Origin of the sequence: Sutcliffiella cohnii (genome assembly GCF_002250055.1) — a bacterium.
GTDB lineage: Bacteria > Bacillota > Bacilli > Bacillales > Bacillaceae_I > Sutcliffiella > Sutcliffiella cohnii.
Map to the genome: position 1 here is coordinate 2,969,829 of NZ_CP018866.1, position 21,221 is coordinate 2,991,049.

Here is a 21,221-nt window from a genome sequence, read left to right on the forward strand (position 1 = left end):
ACGAGCTACTTAATTTCTCAAACGTTTATAAACCACATTTTAATTGCGCGCCGCAATCCGTACACGTGTTACAGCCGCCAATTTCTTTTACTTCCCCTACACGACAAACTGGGCAAGTGTTACCAACTTCAGAACCGAAAGTAACATTAGTCGAGCGCAGGTCATGAATTGTTTCAACTAGTACTACTGGCTTTTTCTCTTCTTCCACCATCTCTAATTGTTCTGTTACATCTCCAGCAAAGTTTTCCTCTGCTTTTAAAGTTAGAACTTGTGTGTCACGGCTACCATCCACGTAAACCGTACCACCTTTTGCACCACCTTTATATAGACGCTCGTATACTTTCTTTACTTGATCTACTGAATATCCTTTAGGAGCATTAACTGTTTTACTAATAGAGCTATCAATCCAATTTTGGATAATACATTGAACATCCGCGTGCGCCTCTGGGGATAATTCCATTGCGGAAATAAACCACTCCGGTAATTCCTCTGGATTAGCTTCAGGATGACGATCTAAATATTCTTGAACGATATCAGCTTTTACTTCCATGAACTTCCCTAAACGACCACTACGGAAATAAGAGAAGGAGAAGTATGGCTCTAATCCTGTCGATACTCCAACCATCGTTCCAGTAGAACCTGTAGGAGCAACAGTTAACAAGTGAGAGTTACGGATTCCATAAGCTTTAATGTTTTCTTTAACATCTTCAGGCATTTTACTCATGAAACCAGTTTGTGTAAACGCCTCACGTAATTTAGCTGTCTCTTCCTCTGTTTCGCCAACTAAGAATGGGAAGCTACCTTTTTCTTTCGCAAGCTCAATCGAAGCGCGGTATGCAGTTGTTGCGATCGTTTCAAATACTTCATCAACTAATTTGTTACCTTCATCTGAACCGTAAACAGATTCACAGTAAATGAGAAGATCATGTAACCCCATAACACCTAAACCAACACGTCTTTCTCCTAACGCTTGCTTTTTGTTTTCTTCTAAGAAGTAAGGTGTTGCATTAATAACGTTATCTTGCATTCTTACTCCGACTTCTACTGTACGCTTTAGTTTTTCGAAGTCGACTGTTTTTGTTTCTTTATTTGCCATTTCAGCAAGGTTTACCGCTGCTAAGTTACATACAGAGTAAGGAGCTAGCGGCTGTTCTCCACATGGATTAGTTGCTACAACTTGTTGACCGTATGCTTTTGCATTTGTCATGTCATTCGCATTATCCATGAAGAAAATTCCTGGTTCTGCGGAGTATGTTGCACAAATATTAACTAAATTCCACAGTTCACGAGCTTTAATTGTGCGATACACACGTACGCCGTGACCTTGCTTTTCCCACTCACGAACGTCACCTACTTGATGCCATTCGTTGTTGTAGTGTTCCATTTCTTCTTTGGAATAGTTTTCAACACTTGGGAAACGAAGGTCGTACTCACTATCGGTATCAACTGCTTCCATGAACTCTTTTGTTAAGCAGATGGAAATGTTTGCTCCTGTTAAGAACTCCGAATTGTGAACAGAGTATGTTCCGCCTTCTCTTAACTTAAGTTCTGCATCTCTAATAATCCCTTCACTGAAACCACCGTATCCAGGAATATGTTTGTAATTTACAATACCTTGATACATTGACTCTTCTTGTAGAGTTAACGGTGTAAATTTCAGCTTATCTTCCGCTGCCTTTTTTATACCTTCATCGTTTGTGTTTTCAATTAAATAACGTAGTATTCTAGGATTTTGCATTTTTGAAATAATGAACTCAATAATATCAGGATGCCAGTCGGCTAACATGATCATTTGAGCTCCGCGTCTGGATCCACCTTGCTCAACAAGATGTGTAAGTTTAGCAATGTCATCTAACCATGAAACAGAACCAGATGATTTACCGTTTACACCGCGAGCTAGTGTATTTCTTGGACGAAGTGTCGATCCGTTTGTACCTACACCGCCACCACGGCTCATGATTTCCATAACTTGTTTACGGTGCTCTGAAATACCTTCACGTGAATCTTGAACGAAAGGCATTACGTAACAGTTAAAGAATGTAACTTCCGTGCCTGAGCCAGCCCCATATAATACGCGCCCAGCTGGTACAAAGTTCATTGATACTAGCTCCTGGTAAAACTTCTCAGTCCATTCTTTACGTTTTTCTTCCGTTTTTTCTACTGATGCTAAACCTGTTGCATTTCTTTTTGCAATTTGTTCGTAGAAGATCTCAAGAGGTTTTTCAATAACATCAAGAGACCGTTCTACGATTCCTGTTTCTATTTCTACTTCTTTTGATAGTACACCACGATATTCTTCTTCTACTAAAACTTTTGCTTTATTGGTAGTCCAATCTATACTTTGTATAAATCCTAATCCTCTTGCTGGGAATTTTGGATCTTCTTTTATCGTTAGCACAACAAAGTCGCCTTCCGACAGTGTACGCTTTTCTGTATCTTTAAAAGCGTATCTATCTAACATTACTAAACGAGAAACACCTTTATGAGTAAGCTTCATGTCGTCAGTAATTTCATGTACTTGAGGGAATTGCTGAATATCTTTATTTAATTTCTCTCTATTCAGCTTTGATTGTTCATTAAGTGATATAACCATCATCACAACTCCTTATTCTACTAATCTTCTATATGACTATTTAAAAGTATAATCATAAAATAACACATCTATTGATGAACTTTCAACATAAAACAACTATATATAGTATATATTTTATCAACAAGAACACAACATATTGATTCAAGACCTACTATTTCTCTATTTGTCAAATCGCTAAATAATAAAAAAACAGAGATAAAATGAGAGAAATTAAGATTTAATCCTTTTCATGACGAATTTTGCGATATTTTGTAGGTTGAAAAATATCCACTACTATTAATAACTTGATGTATCAAGCTTTCTCGAAATCGATATCCAAAATATAAATAAATATTTTTTTCGTCAAAACATGTTTACTTTTAATTGTAATCATGTTAACGACGGTAAAAATAAAAAGGTACCGAGAATTAACTCGTTACCTTTTAAAATTCCATTCTTTTGTAGCGTATTTTTCATTTGCTAGCTTTTCTACATATTGTATTTCACTTTCAGAAAGTTCATAACGTTCTAGATGAATGTTTAACCCTTTTTCAAATCCTTCTTTAAAAGCTATTTTAGCTTCTTCCATCGAAACAGGAGTTTTTCTTAAAGCATTAATTGCAACTGCTTTATTTTTAAAATTCCGTTTCATTCGTTCTTTTACACGATCGTTTGGATATACAAAAAGACTAAACAACAAATCTTCATCTATATCTAGTAAAATCGAGCCATGTTGTAAAATAACACCTTTTTGCCTCGTTTGGGCACTTCCTGCTACTTTTCTACCTTCAACAACTAACTCGTACCATGAAGGCGCATCAAAGCATACTGCTGACCGGGGATTTTTCAATCCATCTTTTTCTTCCTCAGTTCTCGGAATGGCAAAATAAGCGTCCAAATCAAGCTGTTTAAACCCTTCTAATATGCCTTCTGAAATGACTCGATAAGCTTCTGTAACAGTTTTAGGCATTTCTGGATGTTCTTCGGACACAATAACGCTATATGTTAATTCTTTGTCATGTAAAACACCTCGTCCACCCGTTGGTCTTCTTACAAACCCTAACGTATTTTGATTGACTGCATCCATGTTAATTTCTTTATCTACCTTTTGAAAGTAGCCAATCGAAAGCGTAGGTGGGTTCCATCCGTAAAATCGAATGGTAGGAGGGATTTTCCCTTCACTATGCCAATCTAATAAGGCCTCATCAAGAGCCATATTAAAAAATGGGGATTGGTTGCCAGAATCAATATATCTCCAAGTTTCTTTCGCCATTTATGTTTTCCTCTCTTACTATGTATATAATGTAAGTCTAGCAAAAGATATACTAACTAGCAAAATTTTTAGTTAGAAGATGACTTTTTCGACAACCTTTTATATAATTATTTAGTACACATAGAAAAGAGGGGTTGAATACGTTGACATCATTATATGTTTTACTTGCAATAGTAGTTGCGATTATTATCTATTCTGTTATTGTTTATTTCTATCAAAGAAAAATATTAAAAACACTATCTGAGGAAGAATTCCGTGCAGGGTACCGTAAAGCACAGTTAATTGATATAAGAGAACCTAAGGAATTTGATGGTGGCCATATTTTAGGTGCTAGAAATATTCCGTTATCTCAGTTAAAAATGCGTATGAATGAGATCCGTCCTGACAAACCAGTTTATTTCTATTGTCAAAACTCTATGCGTAGTGGCCGTGCAGCACAAATGCTGCATCGTAAAGGCTATAAAGAGCTTTACCAATTACAAGGCGGATTTAAAAAATGGACAGGAAAGATTAAAACGAAATAATTACAAAGGCGGAGGCGGCTCGTTCAGGTCCAATCAAACTGGAGCTTTTCCGCAGGAGATAAAGGAAACACAGCGAACGATAGAGAGCTGATGTTGACTTATCGTACGGAGGAATTGCGAAGTTTGAGCCGGACCTAGCCGCCGGAGCTAGACGTAACAAAGTAAAATTGTAATTACAAATATTATAAGACTGCTCAAAACCTTGAGCAGTCTTTTGTTATTTCGATGATTGTAATATTTCTTCTATTTGATGTATATGGCGTTTTTCATGAAAACCGATTAGTTCAATCCACTTTCCAACTGTTAATTCCCCCATCCATCGGTGGGGACTAGTATACTGGTTCCAATCATTGGATGGAGTTGATCTTACAAACTCATCTAGTTCTTCCCTTGATTCACTTAATAATTGGATTAATTCATTTTTGCCATACGTATTACTGTTGGACAAATGTCATTAGGAGCACTAATCTTACGCGTACGGTCCATAAGAAAAGACAAGTCAAAATCGGGGTTAGCTTTTTCTTTCTGATTCATTTGTATTGCTACAGCTTCCTTTATAATGCCAACAAATTTCCTTTCCGTAAGATATAAGTGCTCTAATATTTCTCCTATCGTCCATCCGTCGAGTTTTTTAATAAGATCTTGCTCATTTAATTTCTCAATATTATGTAATAAATCTTGTCGAATCTGTTTGGTTTGTTCATAGTACATTTTGACTCATCTCCTTTAATAAATGATTACGCTTACTTTATTATAATTGATTTTATGTACGTTTTAAGAAGAATAATACTCAATGTTTTAGCCTGAACACAGATGTTTATAAGCCATCTCTAATGTTATCGAAAAGATGCGTGCCTCCACATATAAAAAGAAGACCGATCATATTAATCGGCCCTCTTTTTTTATTATTCTGGTTGATAACGTAATATTGGTTTACGCGCAGCCATCGTCTCGTCTAAGCGACCAATTACAGTAGTATGTGGTGCTTCTTGAACGATTTCTGGGTTTTCTTCTGCTTCCTTTGCAATTTGAATCATCGCTTCAATGAATTCATCTAGCGTTTCTTTAGACTCTGTTTCAGTCGGCTCAATCATAATACACTCTTCCACGTTAAGCGGGAAGTAGATTGTTGGTGGATGATAGCCAAAGTCTAGTAAACGTTTCGCGATATCAAGCGTACGTACTCCTAGTTTCTTTTGGCGCTTCCCTGATAGAACGAACTCATGCTTACAATGACGATCAAATGGTAGATCATAATGTTCCGCTAAACGACGCATCATGTAGTTCGCATTTAGTACGGCATATTCTGTAACAGCTTTTAGCCCATCAGGACCCATTGTACGGATATAAGTATATGCACGAACGTTAATGCCAAAGTTTCCGTAATAAGGTTTTACACGACCGATAGATTGTGGACGATCATAATCAAAGCCATACTCACCATTTTCGTGTTGTACTACTAATGGTTTAGGAAGATACGGAATTAAGTCAGCTTTCACTCCAACTGGACCAGAACCTGGACCACCACCACCATGAGGGCCAGTGAATGTTTTATGCAAGTTTAAGTGAACAACGTCAAAGCCCATATCTCCAGGACGAGCTTTACTTAAAACAGCGTTTAAGTTAGCACCGTCGTAATATAATTTACCGCCAACACCGTGGATAATTTCTGCCATTTCTAAAATGTTCTCTTCAAATAGTCCTAGTGTATTCGGGTTCGTTAACATTAAAGCTGCTGTATCAGGACCAACAACACGTCTTAAATCTTCTAAATCTACTAATCCATTTTCGTCGGATTTAACTGTGATAGTTTCGAATCCTGCCACAGTTGCTGAAGCTGGATTCGTACCATGTGCAGAGTCAGGAACGATAACTTTCGTACGGTTTGTATCTCCGTTGTTCTCATGGAAAGCACGGATCATCATTAATCCAGTCCATTCACCGTGTGCCCCTGCAGCTGGTTGAAGTGTTACTTCATCCATACCAGTAATCTCTTTTAAGTGCTGTTGTAAATCATACATTAATGCTAACGCACCTTGTACAGTACTTTCATGTTGTAACGGGTGAATATGGGCAAATCCTGGGAAGCGCGCCACGTTTTCATTGATTTTAGGGTTGTACTTCATTGTACAAGAACCAAGTGGATAGAAGCCAGAATCTACACCGTGGTTTCGGTTAGATAGTGCTGTGTAATGGCGCATAATATCTAGCTCAGATACTTCTGGTAAATTTGGTTCTTCTTGGCGTATATAATCGGCAGGAATAACGTCTTCCACATTAATAGTTGGAACGTCCATTTCCGGCAAGCTGTAGCCAATTCGGCCTTCTTTCGATAGTTCAAAAATTAACGGTTGGTTTCCTTGCTTATTCATTGCCATCCCCCAATTCTTTCACAAGTGTATCAATCTCATTTTTTGTACGTAGTTCAGTTACGGCAATTAACATGTGATTTTTCAAGTTTGGATCCGTTTGACCTAAATCATATCCTCCAATAATTCCTTTAGAGAGTAAATGTTCATTTACTTCTTCAATTGGTTTATTTAAGCGCACTACAAACTCATTGAAGAATGGTCCCGAAAACGCTATTTGAACACCGTGCTGCTCAAGCTGTTGTTTCGCATAATGAGCTTTTTGTATATTTTGGGTAGCCATATCTTTTACACCTTGTTTCCCAAGGGCTGTCATCGCAACAGATGCAGCTAGTGCATTTAATGCTTGATTTGAACAAATATTAGAAGTCGCTTTATCTCGACGAATATGTTGTTCACGCGCTTGTAATGTTAATACGAAGCCTCGTTGACCTTTTTCATCTACTGTTTGACCTACTAATCGGCCAGGTACTTTTCTCATTAATTTAGATGTTACAGCAAAGTAACCACAATGTGGTCCACCGAATTGTGTTGGAATACCGAATGGTTGCGCATCTCCAACAACGATATCTGCCCCTAGTTTACCTGGAGGTGTTAACGCACCTAAAGAAAGTGGGTTAGACGAAACAACGAACATAGCTTTTTCTGCATGTACTATTTCTTCAATATCTTTCAGTTTTTCGATTTGTCCAAAGAAGTTAGGATATTGAACAAGTACTGCTGCCACGTCACTATCCATTAACTCTTTTAAAGCGTCAAGGTCTGTTACACCGTCAACAGAAGGGACCTCTACTACTTCTACGTATTGACCACTTGCGTACGATTTTACAACATCTTTCGATTCTGGATGAACTGCGCTAGAAATTAATACTTTTTTCTTTCGAGTTTGACCGCATGATAGCATTGCTGCTTCCGCCAACGATGTTGCTCCATCGTACATAGAAGAGTTCGCTACTTCCATTCCTGTTAATTCACAAATCATCGTTTGGAATTCAAAAATGGCTTGTAATTCACCTTGAGAAATCTCAGGCTGGTATGGCGTATAAGCAGTGTAGAACTCGGAACGAGAAATAACATGATCCACAATAACTGGCATGTAATGGTCGTATACACCAGCACCTAAAAATGATGTATATTGCTTTAAGTTTTTGTTTTGATCTGCAAGTTGCTGCAATTCCTTCATTAATTCCGTTTCAGGTTTTGCTTTTTTTATGTTAAGTTCTCCTTGAAATCGAACTTTTTCTGGAATATCAGCAAACAATTCATCAATTGATGTAACACCAATTGTTTCTAACATTTCTTTTTGGTCAGTCTCTGTCATCGGTAAATAACGATGTTTCATGTTAGCTTCCCCCTTAATTTTTCGGACGTTTATAAAATGGAGTTTTTATAATCACTGCTTTTAAACGTTTCTTTCTCACTTGTACTTCTACTTCACGACCAAGCTCTGTGAATTCAGCTTTTAATAATGCTAAACCAATATTTTTCCCTAAAGTTGGTGATTGAGTACCGGTAGTAATTTCACCAATTTTCTCATCACCCACAAATACTTCATAGCCATGACGTGGAATTCCTTTATCAATCATTTCGATACCAACTAGTTTACGAGGTGCACCATTTTCTTTTTGTTCTTTTAACACTGCTTTTCCGAGAAAGTCTTCCTCTTTATTCGGTTTAACAGCAAAACCAACTCCTGCTTCAATTGGAGTAATGTCTTTTGATAATTCTTGACCGTAAAGAGCAAGATTTGCTTCAAAACGAAGTGTATCTCTTGCACCAAGACCAATAGGAAGTACACCCAATTCTTTCCCAGCTTCTAAAATAGCAGACCATAGTTTCGGAGCTGCCTCGTTTGAACAGTAAATTTCAAAACCGTCTTCTCCTGTATAGCCAGTTCTAGAAACTAATGTAGTTTCTCCAGCAACTTTAACACCATCTATAAATTTAAAAAACTTAATTTGTGATAAATCAGTCTCTGTTAGCTTTTGTAATGTTTGTTCTGCTAGTGGACCTTGAAGTGCTAATTGTGCAACGTTACTAGAGATGTTTACTATTTCAACATCTTCCGTTATATGTTCTATTAACCATTCATAATCTTTATCTGTATTCGCAGCATTAACAACTAGTAAATAGTCGTTGTCCGCCTTTTTATATATTAATAAATCATCTACTGTACCACCATTTGGATAGCACATTGCTGTATATTGCGCTCCACCGTCTTTCATTGTGGAAACGTCATTTGTCATCATTTTTTGTAAAAAGCGAAGACTTCCTGTACCTTTTACTTCAATTTCGCCCATGTGGGATACATCGAACAATCCAGCTTTCGTACGGACCGCTTCGTGTTCTTCTTTAATACTTGAAAACTGGACAGGCAATTCCCATCCGCCAAAATCGATTGTCTTACCTCCGTACTCTTTGTACAGGTCAAATATTGGAGTTCTACTTAATTGTGACACAGATTTGGCCCCCTTCACATTTTTAAAAGATTTACATTTTTTAAACAATTTGATAGAGATTTTTGTTTCTTTGATCAAAACAAAAAAGGACAGAACCCCCCCTTGTAAAAGTGAGTTCTCTGTCCTTGCACCTGAAAGTTTACCCTATTCGAATCGAATAAAGGCTTTCCCCTTTGGTGGTTCCCTAATTATGGAACGCTCTCCAGAGTTGCGTCCAGCAAGAGTCTTTTTACCTGAGAGATTCACAAATAATTTGCTTGCTCCTTCGGTGCTGTTAAACTGACAGTCTCTCCCCTTGCCATCATTCGCTACATATTTAACGATAAAATGGGTCATACTAGAATGTATCAAATTAGTAAATAAATATTTGTAACATTCTATCGAATACTCACTATTATCCTACCACTTACACTAATAAAAAGGCAACAATAAATCCCTTAACATTTTTATTTTTTTATGACTATAAAGTTCGTCTTTTGTTCTTAGGAAACGATTACATATAAGCATATTATTAAATTTACAGCAAAAAAACACTATTTTTTTATAGAAAGGATGCTCTTCAATGAATTTAGAAATAAGCTTCGACTCGAGTTGGCAAGAAGATTTAATGAAAAGAATGGAGGATGATGGTCCTTGGTCGAACTTTGATTTATTTCAGCTTGCACTGGAAGCAGAGGAGCATATGGCGATTGAACAGTTTGAAGGGTTACAAGCTCCTAATTATTTACCAAACTTAACTCCATTGCCCCATCAATTAGAAGTAGCTAAAAAAGTAGTGGGTGAAATGAACGGAAAAGCAATTTTAGCTGATGAAGTAGGGCTCGGCAAAACGATTGAAGCTGGTCTAGTACTAAAAGAATATATGATTCGTGGCCTTGTAAAAAAAGTACTAATATTAGTACCTGCATCACTCGTTTCGCAATGGGCGATTGAATTAAATCAAAAATTTTATATACCTGCAATTGCCCAGAAAAAAAGCTATGTTTGGGAACAATGTGACGTAGTTGTTTCTTCTATTGATACCGCAAAAAGAAACCCTCATCGTGATATTATATTCGAACAACAATACGATATGGTCATTATTGATGAGGCTCATAAACTAAAAAATAATAAAACAAAAAACTATGAGTTTGTGCAAGCGCTAAAAAAGAAGTTTTGTTTATTATTAACAGCTACACCTATTCAAAATAAAGTCGAAGAAATATTTAACCTAGTTTCTTTATTAAAGCCTGGACATTTAGGAAGCGAACAATACTTTGAGGAAATATTCAAAGCGAAAGAGAGAAAACTCGAAAATGATGAGTATTTAAAAGAGCTAGTGAATAAAGTTATGATACGAAACCGTCGTGGTGATACAGGTATTGATTGGCCCAAACGACATGTGGAGTCTTGCATAATAGAATTCAACGAACAAGAACAACAGCTTTATCAAACAATTTGTGATTTAAAGCATAATGAAGAACTTCCTATTACGAGTCAATTTTCCATTTTGACATTGCAGCGAGAAGCGTGTAGTAGTCGAGAAGCCGTATTTTTCACATTAAAAAACATGGTTGAGCGCAAGACAAAAGAAGATCCAAATTATGAAGTTCCAGCAGTACTTCATAATATAAAAGAAAAAATTGATGCAGTTTCAGAAAACTCTAAAGCTCAGAAAGTATTAGAATTAATCCAAAAAATTGATGATAAAGTTATTATTTTTACGGAATACCGTGCAACACAGCTTTATTTACAATGGTTTCTTCAACAAAATGGGATTACGTCTGTACCGTTCCGCGGGGGATTTAAACGAGGAAAAAAAGATTGGATGAAAGAGCTCTTTAAAAACAGAGTACAAGTATTAATTGCGACCGAAGCTGGTGGTGAGGGTATTAACCTTCAATTTTGCAACCATATTATTAACTATGACTTGCCTTGGAATCCGATGAGATTAGAGCAACGAATTGGTAGGATTCACAGATTGGGGCAAGAAAAAGATGTTCATATTTATAACTTTGCAACGAAAAACACCGTGGAAGAACACATTTTAAAGCTATTATATGAAAAAATTCATCTATTCGAACGGGTTATTGGAGAGCTTGATGAAATTTTATCTAAGCTTGATATTAAAGATTTTGAAGATCAGATGGAAGACATTCTTCTTAACTCTAAGTCTGAAGGAGAAATGAAAATTAAAATGGAAAACTTATCATCGGTAATCCAATTTGCCGATCAGTTACGAAAGGAGTCACTAAATCATGCAGCAGCAGGAGATTCATAATTATTTAGAACGATATTTCACTGCGAATAATTGCGAAATTATCGAAAACGAGCAACACCATTTAACCGTGCAACTGACGATTGAAATGGATAAAGAATTAATAAATCGCCCCTTTTACTGGCATTATTTAGAGAAAACAGGTGGCGTTCCGAATCCAATGAAATTGACGCTAATAACGAATCAAAATGAAGCACCTGATGATATTAAAGGAGATGTCGTTCATTTCGGCTCTCCTCGCCTTCGTCAAATTTTTGAATCAACGAGAAAATTAGGTAACTACATTCGTCTTTATGAACATGTAAAAACAGTCCCACCTAACGGACATTTAGCACTACACCCTTGGTTAAATGTAAACTTGAAAATATCATATAAATGTGACCGTAAAAAAGATATGTTGAAATCTCTTGGCATCCATTTAATTTCCGGAGCAATTGTCGAACAATTCCAAGAAAAGATGAAAAACATTAGTGTAACTCCAAAAATTCCGGACTTTTGTTTTACGATGTCACCAATCATTAAACCGCAAAGTGGGCTATCAAGATTGGAGCATTACGTAAGAGGGTTTATTGCTAGCGATGATCATACATGGGCAGAAGAGGCACGTGAAAGATGGCAAAAGGATTTGAATTTACTCAATCACTTTTACGAGAATTTGGAGGAAAAGCCTGAAGTATACGAAACGGAAATGATCGCATTACAGGAACAATATGAACCAAAAATAGAAGTAGAAATTATTAATGGTGGGCTATTTTACTTAACACAGAATTTTATTAAATAAAAACAATAACAGGGCTGTCCAAAAAATGAGTATCGACTGATTTTTTGGACCCTTTTTTATGTTAAATCCAGTAATAAATCCAACTAAATGGAGACAAGTTACATATGAATAACTAGCAATTGCAAAAATGGATAGTATTTTTACTAACCTAGTATTAGGTATTTGTTTTCTAATAAGAAAAATGAGTAGAAGGAAAGATAGAGTAATTTTTATAATTAAAAATAAATATGGATTGTGGGTGAATAGGAGTGACATAAGCGGATTGGCCTCTTCGATCATATTAAATTTCAACCCAATAAAAGTGAGAACTCCATCTATGCCGTTTAATATTAATAAACTTAAAAATAATCCGTACATAGTTCACCTCTTTTTTTCTTTCTATTCATTGTTCTTAATTAAGAACGATTGTAACGTATTAACTTGAATTTATCCAGATGTCGTTCGTAAATAAGAAATATTTCATCCTTTAAAAATCGACACCGTCTCTTATTTTCCGTTATAATGTGTGTGATAAACATAATAAATTTATTAGAGAGGCATTGCGATTATGAAAAAACTTTTCTTTATTACTACTATTCTATTTCTTCTTATTTTATCCAGTTGTGGGCAGTCTAATACTATTACAACTGACGAAATAGTAGAAGTAGATAGAGAGATAACCATTACAGGTTATACCGGACCGGACATCGAAGATTTTCGATTTGAACCAGAGGAAATCGTACTAAAAAAAGGAGAAACAGTAAAATTCACCTTAAAAACTGACAATAACGTTTCTCACGGTATACAGTTTCATGGGACTAAGCTCATTCTTTCAGAAAGAGCTCCAGAAGTTTATACCGCAAACGAAGTTGGTGAATACAAAGGACTTTGTACAAAACTATGCGGTATCGGACATGCAACAATGACAATTTCGTTAATTGTAGAAGAATAAGTTTTAACCCTTACTTGTAGGAAGTGAGGGTTTTTCGCTTGTAAAAATACAGATTATGATATTTGTATAACCTATAAAAACCGCTATACTATTATTAAAATAATTGAAGAGTATTAAAGGAGATTTCCTATGTTCGAGCTATTAATTACAATGGTAGAAAGGTTAGGAATTATCGTAACCATCGCCTTTATCCTAACCCGATTCACTTTTTTTAGAGGAATGATATACCAAGATGAACTAAATCGAAAGCAACAATACATTGCCATTCTTTTCTTCGGCTTCTTCGGTATTATCGGAACCTATACAGGCTTAAGTTTAAGTACGGAAAGTTTACAGTTTAGCCGCTGGACCTCCGATCTTTCTACTGATGAAGCAATAGCAAATTCACGGGTAATTGGTGTTGTGTTAGCAGGTCTCTTAGGTGGATATAAAGTTGGTATAGGCGCTGGACTTATTGCAGGAATACATCGTTTTACGTTAGGTGGGTTTACTGCCTTTGCATGCGGTTTTGCTACAATTATCGCTGGAGTACTTTCCAGTTACTTTTATCGAAAAAATAAACATGTTAAATTACGTTCTGCCTTCATTATTGCAGCTTTTGCAGAAGGTATTCAAATGCTGGTAATTCTTCTCTTAGCCCGACCATTTGAACAGGCATGGACTTTAGTTAATATCATCGGGATTCCAATGATTATTGCGAACGGTCTTGGTTGTGCTCTTTTCCTTATGATTATAAAAAGTGTCATTAACGAAGAAGAAAAGGCAGGAGCTATGCAAGCACAAAAAACGTTACGAATTGCCGATAAAACGATTTCCCATTTAAAAAATGGACTCCACCTTCATTCGGCCCAAGCAGTATGTCAAATTATTCACGAAGAATTAAAAGCAAAAGCAGTTTCAATAACGAATACAACGGAAATATTAGCTCACGTAGGAGATGGAGATGATCATCATCGTGCAAAAATGCCCATCCAAACTCAGATTACAGTAGATACTATTCGTCAAGGTAAAATAATTGTTGCAACAAAAGAACAAATTCATTGTCGAGAAGCGCATTGTCCATTAGGAGCTGTAATAGTCGCACCATTAAAACAGCGTGGAAAAACGATTGGAACGTTAAAATTTTATTTTGGCTCGCAAAAAGAAATTACACCTGTCATCATGGAGCTTATTACAGGATTAAGTGCTCTGTTAAGTAATCAGCTAGAGGTTGCGGAGGCGGACAAGGCATATCAACTTGCTAAAGAGGCAGAAATTAATGCGTTACAAGCACAAATTAGTCCACATTTCCTTTTTAATACACTTAACACCATTTTATCTTTAGTTCGCATTAATCCTGACAAAGCTCGAAAGTTACTCGTATCGCTCTCGCATTTTTTACGGCAAAATCTTTCAGCAACAACACAAACTAAAACAACGCTTGAGCAAGAATTAAAACATGTGAAAGCTTATTTAGCGATAGAATCGACTAGATTTTCGAATAAACTTACCGTTTCATATAAAATAGAAGAGGAAGCATTACAATCTCTCATCCCTCCTCTTACTCTTCAGCCACTTGTAGAAAATGCGATTAAGCATGGGATGAAGGAAAAAGAGAATGACTATAACGTTTCTATATGTATTGAAAGAGTTAAGGATAACGTTATCGTTGAAGTAAAAGATAATGGCAACGGAATGACAAAAGAACGATTAAAGGAAATTGGTACTACACCGATAGAGTCTGTTACAGGTAGTGGAGTTGCTTTATATAATGTAAATCGCCGTCTCACATTTTGTTATGGTGATGATTCAGCTTTGAAAATTATAAGTGAAGAAAATAAAGGTACGGAAATTTCCTTTTCTATTCCCTATGCGGAGGTGCAAAATAGTGGACCAAAAAATTAAAATACTCGTAGTCGATGATGAACCATATAGTCGTGAGGAATTAAAACATTTATTGAGCTTATTTCCTTCTACTCACATAGTTGGCGAAGCAGATTCTGGTGAGAGTGCTATTATGAAAACAATGCAACATCAACCAGATGTAGTCTTTCTAGATGTTGAGATGCCTAAGATGGATGGGATGACTGCAGCAAAATCGTTAATGGAGCTCAAAAAGCCGCCACTAATTGTGTTTGCAACTGCTTATCCACAATTCGCTGTCGAAGCGTTTCGATTTAACGCAATGGATTATTTACTTAAGCCTTTTGATGAAGAACAGCTGAAGGAAACGATTAACCGATTGGAACAACACTATCGTTCTATTGAAAAACAAGATGTTTCCAGGCCTACTGGAAAGCTAGCAGTAGAATGTGATGGAGAAATATTTTATCTTGAACCTAAAGAGATACTATATATATCTCGCGAAGAAAAACTGACAAAAATAGTAACAAAAAATAAAGAATTTGAAACAAAGACTCCATTAAAAGACTTAGAAACGAGACTAGTCACGTTTGGGTTCTTTCGAATTCATAAAAGCTTCCTCGTTAACTTGCACTATGTTTCAAGGTTGACTCCGTGGTTTAATGGAGCATACCAATTAGAGCTAGATGGTCGAGAAGAGCAGCTTTCTGTTAGTAGAAACTATGTAAAAGCGTTAAGAAAAAGGTTAGAAATATAAGCCGTATCTGTTTATTACTTTTTGCATGTTAATTGTATTTTTGAACATATTAAACTAATATTTCTACCTGTTAATCAAAATCCCTCCCTATTATCTCTTATTTATTTATACTAAATGTAAACGCATTCATTCATTTGATAGATAACAAAGGAGGAATTTTCATGTATACATTTTTAATATGTATTGTACTTTTAATTATCGGATATTTTACGTACGGAAAATTTGTTGAAAAAGTATTCGGCGTTAAAGAAGAGCGCCCTACACCAGCTTTTGTTAATGGTGATGGTGTTGACTACGTGCCGATGAGCACACCGAAAAACTCAATGATACAATTATTAAACATTGCCGGAACAGGTCCTGTATTTGGACCTATTATGGGAGCTTTATACGGACCAGTAGCATTTATTTGGATCGTGGTCGGCTGTATTTTTGCTGGTGCTGTTCATGATTATTTAACTGGAATGATTTCTATTCGTAACCGTGGCGCCCACCTTCCTGAACTTGCTAGTAAGTTTTTAGGAAAAGTAATGAAGCATGTTGTAAATGCCTTCGCTGTCCTTTTACTTTTATTAGTTGGTACTGTATTCGTATCAACACCAGCTAGTTTATTACATGTTTTAGCAGACGGAAAGATTGCACTAGGTATTATCATTGCTGCAATATTCGTTTATTATATTTTAGCTACATTAATGCCAGTTGATAAAATTATTGGTCGTCTTTATCCTTATTTTGGTGCAATCCTATTGTTAAGTTCCGTTGGAGTAGGTATTGGTTTAATAGTAAAAGGTGCTCCAATTCCAGAAATCTCTTTAACGAACTTCCATCCTGATAACGCGCCAATTTTACCGTTATTATTCTTTACTATCACTTGTGGTGCCCTATCTGGATTCCACGCGACACAAACGCCAATTATTTCACGTACTACTCAAAAGGAGAAACAAGGCCGCAAAATTTTCTACGGTATGATGATTGCAGAAGGTATTATCGCGATGATTTGGGCTGCAGCTGCAATGAGCCTTTTTGGTGGTTCTAACGGTTTAGGTGATGTGCTAGCTGCTGGTGGACCTGGTGCTGTTGTTAGTGAAATTTCAACAGTTATACTAGGAGCTGTTGGTGGAACAATTGCAGTACTTGGGGTTGTTGTTTTACCTATCACATCTGGTGATACAGCATTCCGTAGTGCTCGTATGATTATCGCAGAATATTTCAACGTTGCTCAAAAGAAATTTTCAAGTCGTTTATGGATCGCCATTCCAATATTCGGTATCTCTGTCGTTTTAACACAAATTGATTTTAATCTACTTTGGAGATATTTTAGCTGGGCAAACCAAGCAACCGCTGTTATCGCTTTATTTGTAGGTGCTATGTACTTATATATCGCAAGAAAAAATTACTGGATTGCCTTAATTCCAGGAACATTTATGCTAGTTATGGTTCTAACGTATATACTGAACGCACAAATTGGTTTCCGCTTACCGATGAACATAGCTTGGGTTGGTGGAATCATTGGAGCAACTGTTCTAGTCGTTATTTTCTTCCTTGCTGCAAGACGAGCACGAGCGAATAATTTACCATTGGAAGTAGATATTTCAGATTATAATAAAGTTGCATAATGGGACCATGTAATCCCCGATATCGCGAAATCGTAAGCGAAAAAGAAAAGAAAGTTAATGAACAGAAAAATCAAACGGTTCCATTGTTTGTAAAAATAAGTAGTATCGTAATTGTCGTAGCAGTATTATTAATTTTAATAACAAAATAAAAGACAAAGCACATCAAGTTCATGATGTGCTTTGTCTTTTATTTAGCTGTAAGTTATGATTTGCCTTCCATCATTACATTTCTCTTTCCGTTATAAAAATCAATGGTTTCATCATTAACAGTTCGTAACATTTTATTTAATTCAATACCGAATTGTACATAGGCATGACCTTGAGCTGTTAATATATTTCCTGAAGCTACAATTGGCTTATATACGAAATACTCTTCAGGAAAAACTCCTAAAAACTCTCTTTGGTATTTTGCTAATGTTACAGTGTATGGAACATCTTGTAGTATCCCTGCTTTTGCTAACACAAACACTCCACTACAAATAGCAGAAACTACCTTACCTGCCATATGAAAAGCTTCTACAAGTTGAAAAAACTTCTCAGCTTCCGCAATAGGCTTTAAGTCTCCGCCTGGAATAATTAAAGCTTCATAGTCTACAATTTTAATGTCACTAACTGTCAAAGAAGGAAGTGTTAACAAACCCGCTTCTGATAGTTTCGGAGCTTTATCCATTGCGAACGTAGTGATTTCATGAGTCCCTCTTAGCATCGAAATCGCTGGAGTAATTTCAAATTCACAATATCCATCGAACAAAAATAGTAATGCTTTTTTCATCTTATCTATCCCATCTTTTTCATTATCTAGCTAACTATCATAGTTCAGCTTCATTTAATTTTTTCTTAACGTTGAAACAAGTTAACACTGTTAAAATTGCATATAATATTAAAATTGCTGCTGCAAGGATAGGTGACGTTTCATAAATGCTAATTAACAAGGTGGCGGAACCAGCAATAAGCATCAAGATGTATATATATCCTTTTGCTCTACTTTGTACAAAAATAGATGTAAAGATAATTAATGCAATGGTCATGCCGACTGCGGCACATAGTAATAAGACGATAAACATAGTAACATCTAGAGAACCCAAATTAAGTCTCCTTTCGATTATATTCCTTAAGTGTTTCTTTCTACACTATCTATCTAAATATTACCATAAATATTCTCAATAAAAGAACATTCTGTTAATACCTTTTAAATATTTTTGTAGGTTGGGTGTCTCGGCTCACATGCAGGATAATACAATATTATGCTTACGGAGTCGACTATAGTAGAAGTAATAAGAAAGAAAAGGTACAATAGTAAATACATTTAGGATCTTGTAATTCGAACATGCTCTTTCATTTAAAATAATTCCTTTACTAAGGAGATGATAATATGGATTATTCGTCTTTAGTTTTGAAGCAGAAGCAGTTTTTTCTTTCAGGGAAGACGAAGGAGATCGATTTTCGAAAAGCTGCACTTCAGAAATTAAGAGGTGCTATTAAGAATAATGAGCAACAACTTATTGATGCATTAAAGGCAGACTTAAATAAATCAGAATTCGAGGCGTATACTACAGAAATTGGTATCCTTTTAGAGGAAATACGATTTACGTTAAAGCATTTGCCATCTTGGGTAAAACCTCAAAAAGTAAAAACACCAATTACACATATTGGATCTACAAGTTATGTATACCCAGAGCCATATGGAGTAACCCTTATTATCTCACCATGGAACTATCCGTTTCAACTCGCTGTCGCACCTTTAATTGGTGCAATAGCAGCAGGGAATTGTGCCATCATAAAGCCTTCTGAGCTAACACCTAAAACTTCTCAATTATTAAGCCTTATTATTTCAAGCATTTTTCCCAGAGAGTTCGTTGCAGTAGCAGAAGGTGATGTTGAAACAAGTCAAGCTCTGTTAAACGAAAATTTTGATTATATCTTTTTTACTGGAAGTGTTCAAGTTGGTAAAGTCATAATGGAGGCTGCTGCTAAAAACTTAACTCCTGTTACACTAGAATTAGGTGGAAAAAGTCCTTGTATTGTTCATGAAGACGCTAATATAAAAATTGCAGCAAAACGAATCGCTTGGGGTAAATTTATGAACGCTGGGCAAACTTGTGTTGCTCCAGACTATCTTTACGTACATAAACGGATTAAAGAGGATTTTTTACTCCACTTTAAGAAGGCTACGGAAGAGTTATACAGTGAAAATCCATTAAGTAATCCTAATTTCACAAGAATTGTGAGTGAGAGACATTTTAATAGATTGCAATCGTTCTTAAACAACGGTACTGTGACCATTGGTGGGAATGTCAACAAAGAGGGATTAACTATTGAGCCAACTGTTTTAACGAATATATCGTGGGACGACCCTATCATGCAGGATGAAATCTTCGGCCCAATTTTACCTGTTATGGAATATGAACAACTTTCAGACATTATCGAAGGAATACACAATCACCCTAACCCACTTGCTTTATATGTCTTTTCGGAAAATGAAAGTATACAAAAAGAAGTTTTAAATAATATTTCATTTGGTGGGGGATGTATTAATGATACAGTCTACCACTTGGCATCTCCTTACTTACCTTTTGGGGGTGTTGGAAATAGCGGTATTGGATCTTATCACGGAAAAGGTAGTTTCAATACGTTCTCACACAATAAAAGTGTTTTAAAACAAACGACTAAATTTGATCTTCCGTTTCGATATCCAAATGTAAAAGATGGACTGAAAAAAATTAAGTTATTTTTAAAATAATCGTAAAAGCTCGAAGTTCCCTTCCTTCGAGCTCATTATTTTTAAATTAGTACGTTATGATGAAGTCCACTCTCCACCATTTACATGAAGTGTTTGACCAGTAACAAACCTTGAGTCATCAGATGCAAGGTAAACATACGTAGGAGCTAACTCAAATGGTTGACCTTGTCTTTCCATAGGGTTATTAACGAGTGGAACTTGGTCTGCTGAGAAGCTAGAGGGAATTAATGGTGTCCACACTCTACCAGGAGCTACTGCGTTTACTCGAATACCTTTATCAATAAGATTGTTGGCTAGTGCTCTTGTAAAGCCAATATTAGCGCCTTTCGTGGCAGTGTAATCAATTAATTGCTTGTTCCCAACGAATGTAACAATGGAAGATGTATTAATGATAGAACTCCCAGCTTTTAAATACGGGAGAGCCGCTCTTGTAGTATAAAAGTGAGAATATATATTAACTTTGAACGTATCATCAAATTGCTCATCAGTAATATCAAGAAGACTTAGTTGTTGAAATTGTATTCCGACATGGTTACATAAAATATTTAATTGACCTAAGACACTCACTGTTTGTTCTACAATGTTTAGACATTGCTCTTTATCTCTTACATCCCCAGGCAATAAAATACATCTTTGTCCAAGTTCTTCAATTCTATCTTTAGTTCGTTTAGCGTCCTCATGCTCATCTAGATATGAAATAGCAACATCGGCACCTTCCTTTGCAAATGCAATGGCTACCGCAGCACCAATCCCACTATCTCCTCCTGTAATTAAGGCCACTCTTCCTTTTAATTTGCCACTACCTACATAATTCGGGTTTTCAATAATTGGTCTTGGTACCATCATTTTTTCTAAACCGGGCTGTCGAACTTGGCGTTGCTCCGGAACCGTTAACGGGACCTCCTTGTATTCCGTTATTTTTCCATAGTTAGGGTACAACGGATATCCACTATCCTTCTGCTCCATATTTAACTCATCTTTTCCCATATGAAACCTCCTAGATAAAAAAACTATACTACTTACAGTATGAAAGATGGGCTATTAAAGTGACATAGGAAGGGCTCCTCTATAAGCAGAATGGAATAATGTATGATAAGGAGGTT

At 36.1% G+C, this 21,221-nt stretch carries 19 protein-coding genes and 2 riboswitches; of the genes, 8 read left to right on the plus strand and 11 right to left on the minus strand.

All coding sequences use genetic code 11. From position 1 onward, the window contains the following. Positions 1-25: 25 nt before the first annotated feature. Together BC6307_RS14880 and BC6307_RS14885 are read right to left on the minus strand one after the other, a co-directional pair. Entirely contained in the window at positions 26-2,593 is a 2,568-nt protein-coding gene (locus BC6307_RS14880) for a vitamin B12-dependent ribonucleotide reductase (RefSeq protein ID WP_066418527.1), read from the minus strand. A gap of 415 nt (positions 2,594-3,008) precedes the next feature. Continuing rightward, complete coding sequence (locus BC6307_RS14885; protein WP_066418528.1) at positions 3,009-3,845, minus strand: lipoate--protein ligase family protein; 837 nt, start codon at positions 3,843-3,845, stop codon at positions 3,009-3,011. Positions 3,846-3,988: 143 nt separating this feature from the next. Here BC6307_RS14885 and BC6307_RS14890 point away from each other — a divergent pair, with 143 nt between their 5' ends. Beyond that, on the plus strand, positions 3,989-4,369 hold the full coding sequence (locus tag BC6307_RS14890) for a rhodanese-like domain-containing protein (protein WP_066418530.1): 381 nt from the start codon (positions 3,989-3,991) through the stop codon (positions 4,367-4,369). Between the two features lie 217 nt (positions 4,370-4,586). Here the strand turns inward: BC6307_RS14890 and BC6307_RS14895 are convergent, their stop codons facing one another. The 5 genes from BC6307_RS14895 to gcvT form a co-directional block, all read right to left on the minus strand. Further along, positions 4,587-4,817, minus strand: coding sequence for a DinB family protein (locus BC6307_RS14895; protein WP_084380447.1), 231 nt, complete (start codon positions 4,815-4,817; stop codon positions 4,587-4,589). Next, positions 4,781-5,080, minus strand: a complete 300-nt coding sequence (locus tag BC6307_RS14900) for a DinB family protein (protein WP_066416498.1) — start codon at positions 5,078-5,080, stop codon at positions 4,781-4,783. The genes BC6307_RS14895 and BC6307_RS14900 overlap by 37 nt, the downstream gene beginning before the upstream one ends. A 194-nt stretch (positions 5,081-5,274) precedes the next feature. Beyond that, positions 5,275-6,741 (minus strand): aminomethyl-transferring glycine dehydrogenase subunit GcvPB, encoded by a 1,467-nt coding sequence (gene gcvPB, locus BC6307_RS14905; RefSeq protein WP_066416497.1) that lies wholly within the window; start codon positions 6,739-6,741, stop codon positions 5,275-5,277. After that, the gene (gene gcvPA, locus BC6307_RS14910) at positions 6,734-8,080 is read right to left on the minus strand and encodes an aminomethyl-transferring glycine dehydrogenase subunit GcvPA (protein WP_066416496.1); all 1,347 of its coding nucleotides are present in this window, start codon (positions 8,078-8,080) and stop codon (positions 6,734-6,736) included. Before gcvPA ends, gcvPB begins: the two co-directional genes overlap by 8 nt. Before the next feature lie 13 nt (positions 8,081-8,093). After that, positions 8,094-9,197, minus strand: a complete 1,104-nt coding sequence (gene gcvT, locus BC6307_RS14915; RefSeq protein ID WP_066416494.1) for a glycine cleavage system aminomethyltransferase GcvT — start codon at positions 9,195-9,197, stop codon at positions 8,094-8,096. 117 nt (positions 9,198-9,314) lie between these two features. After that, a riboswitch (glycine riboswitch) is annotated at positions 9,315-9,405 on the minus strand. A gap of 3 nt (positions 9,406-9,408) precedes the next feature. Then, a riboswitch (glycine riboswitch) is annotated at positions 9,409-9,502 on the minus strand. 257 nt (positions 9,503-9,759) lie between these two features. Here gcvT and BC6307_RS14920 point away from each other — a divergent pair. Together BC6307_RS14920 and BC6307_RS14925 are read left to right on the plus strand one after the other, a co-directional pair. Next, positions 9,760-11,457, plus strand: a complete 1,698-nt coding sequence (locus BC6307_RS14920) for a DEAD/DEAH box helicase (protein WP_066416493.1) — start codon at positions 9,760-9,762, stop codon at positions 11,455-11,457. After that, positions 11,435-12,235 carry a YqhG family protein gene (locus BC6307_RS14925; protein WP_066416491.1) on the plus strand — a complete coding sequence of 267 codons (801 nt, stop codon included), beginning with the start codon at positions 11,435-11,437 and terminating at the stop codon, positions 12,233-12,235. Before BC6307_RS14920 ends, BC6307_RS14925 begins: the two co-directional genes overlap by 23 nt. Here BC6307_RS14925 and BC6307_RS25735 read toward each other — a convergent pair. After that, positions 12,212-12,592, minus strand: a complete 381-nt coding sequence (locus BC6307_RS25735) for a DUF5658 family protein (protein ID WP_066416490.1) — start codon at positions 12,590-12,592, stop codon at positions 12,212-12,214. The two genes, BC6307_RS14925 and BC6307_RS25735, sit on opposite strands and share 24 nt — an antisense overlap. Before the next feature lie 190 nt (positions 12,593-12,782). On the opposite strand from BC6307_RS25735, the gene BC6307_RS14935 reads away from it, so the two are divergent. The 4 genes from BC6307_RS14935 to BC6307_RS14950 all read left to right on the plus strand — a co-directional run bounded on the left by BC6307_RS14935 (position 12,783) and on the right by BC6307_RS14950 (position 17,378). Then, positions 12,783-13,166: a cytochrome c oxidase subunit II gene (locus BC6307_RS14935; RefSeq protein ID WP_066416487.1), complete on the plus strand. Its 384-nt coding sequence runs from the start codon at positions 12,783-12,785 to the stop codon at positions 13,164-13,166. A 129-nt stretch (positions 13,167-13,295) separates the two neighbouring features. Further along, the gene (locus BC6307_RS14940; protein ID WP_066416486.1) at positions 13,296-15,050 is read left to right on the plus strand and encodes a sensor histidine kinase; all 1,755 of its coding nucleotides are present in this window, start codon (positions 13,296-13,298) and stop codon (positions 15,048-15,050) included. After that, on the plus strand, positions 15,016-15,765 hold the full coding sequence (locus tag BC6307_RS14945) for a LytR/AlgR family response regulator transcription factor (RefSeq protein WP_425319500.1): 750 nt from the start codon (positions 15,016-15,018) through the stop codon (positions 15,763-15,765). Before BC6307_RS14940 ends, BC6307_RS14945 begins: the two co-directional genes overlap by 35 nt. A gap of 161 nt (positions 15,766-15,926) precedes the next feature. Beyond that, positions 15,927-17,378, plus strand: coding sequence for a carbon starvation CstA family protein (locus BC6307_RS14950; RefSeq protein WP_066416483.1), 1,452 nt, complete (start codon positions 15,927-15,929; stop codon positions 17,376-17,378). Between the two features lie 202 nt (positions 17,379-17,580). Here the strand turns inward: BC6307_RS14950 and BC6307_RS14955 are convergent, their stop codons facing one another. Next, positions 17,581-18,150 (minus strand): DJ-1/PfpI family protein, encoded by a 570-nt coding sequence (locus tag BC6307_RS14955; protein WP_066416481.1) that lies wholly within the window; start codon positions 18,148-18,150, stop codon positions 17,581-17,583. A gap of 37 nt (positions 18,151-18,187) precedes the next feature. After that, positions 18,188-18,463 (minus strand): hypothetical protein, encoded by a 276-nt coding sequence (locus BC6307_RS14960; protein ID WP_066416480.1) that lies wholly within the window; start codon positions 18,461-18,463, stop codon positions 18,188-18,190. A gap of 287 nt (positions 18,464-18,750) precedes the next feature. Here BC6307_RS14960 and BC6307_RS14965 point away from each other — a divergent pair, with 287 nt between their 5' ends. Next, positions 18,751-20,118, plus strand: coding sequence for an aldehyde dehydrogenase (locus BC6307_RS14965; RefSeq protein ID WP_066416479.1), 1,368 nt, complete (start codon positions 18,751-18,753; stop codon positions 20,116-20,118). 54 nt (positions 20,119-20,172) lie between these two features. On the opposite strand, the gene BC6307_RS14970 is transcribed toward BC6307_RS14965, so the two are convergent. Next, positions 20,173-21,105, minus strand: a complete 933-nt coding sequence (locus BC6307_RS14970) for an SDR family oxidoreductase (protein WP_174522373.1) — start codon at positions 21,103-21,105, stop codon at positions 20,173-20,175. Positions 21,106-21,221: the final 116 nt, after the last annotated feature.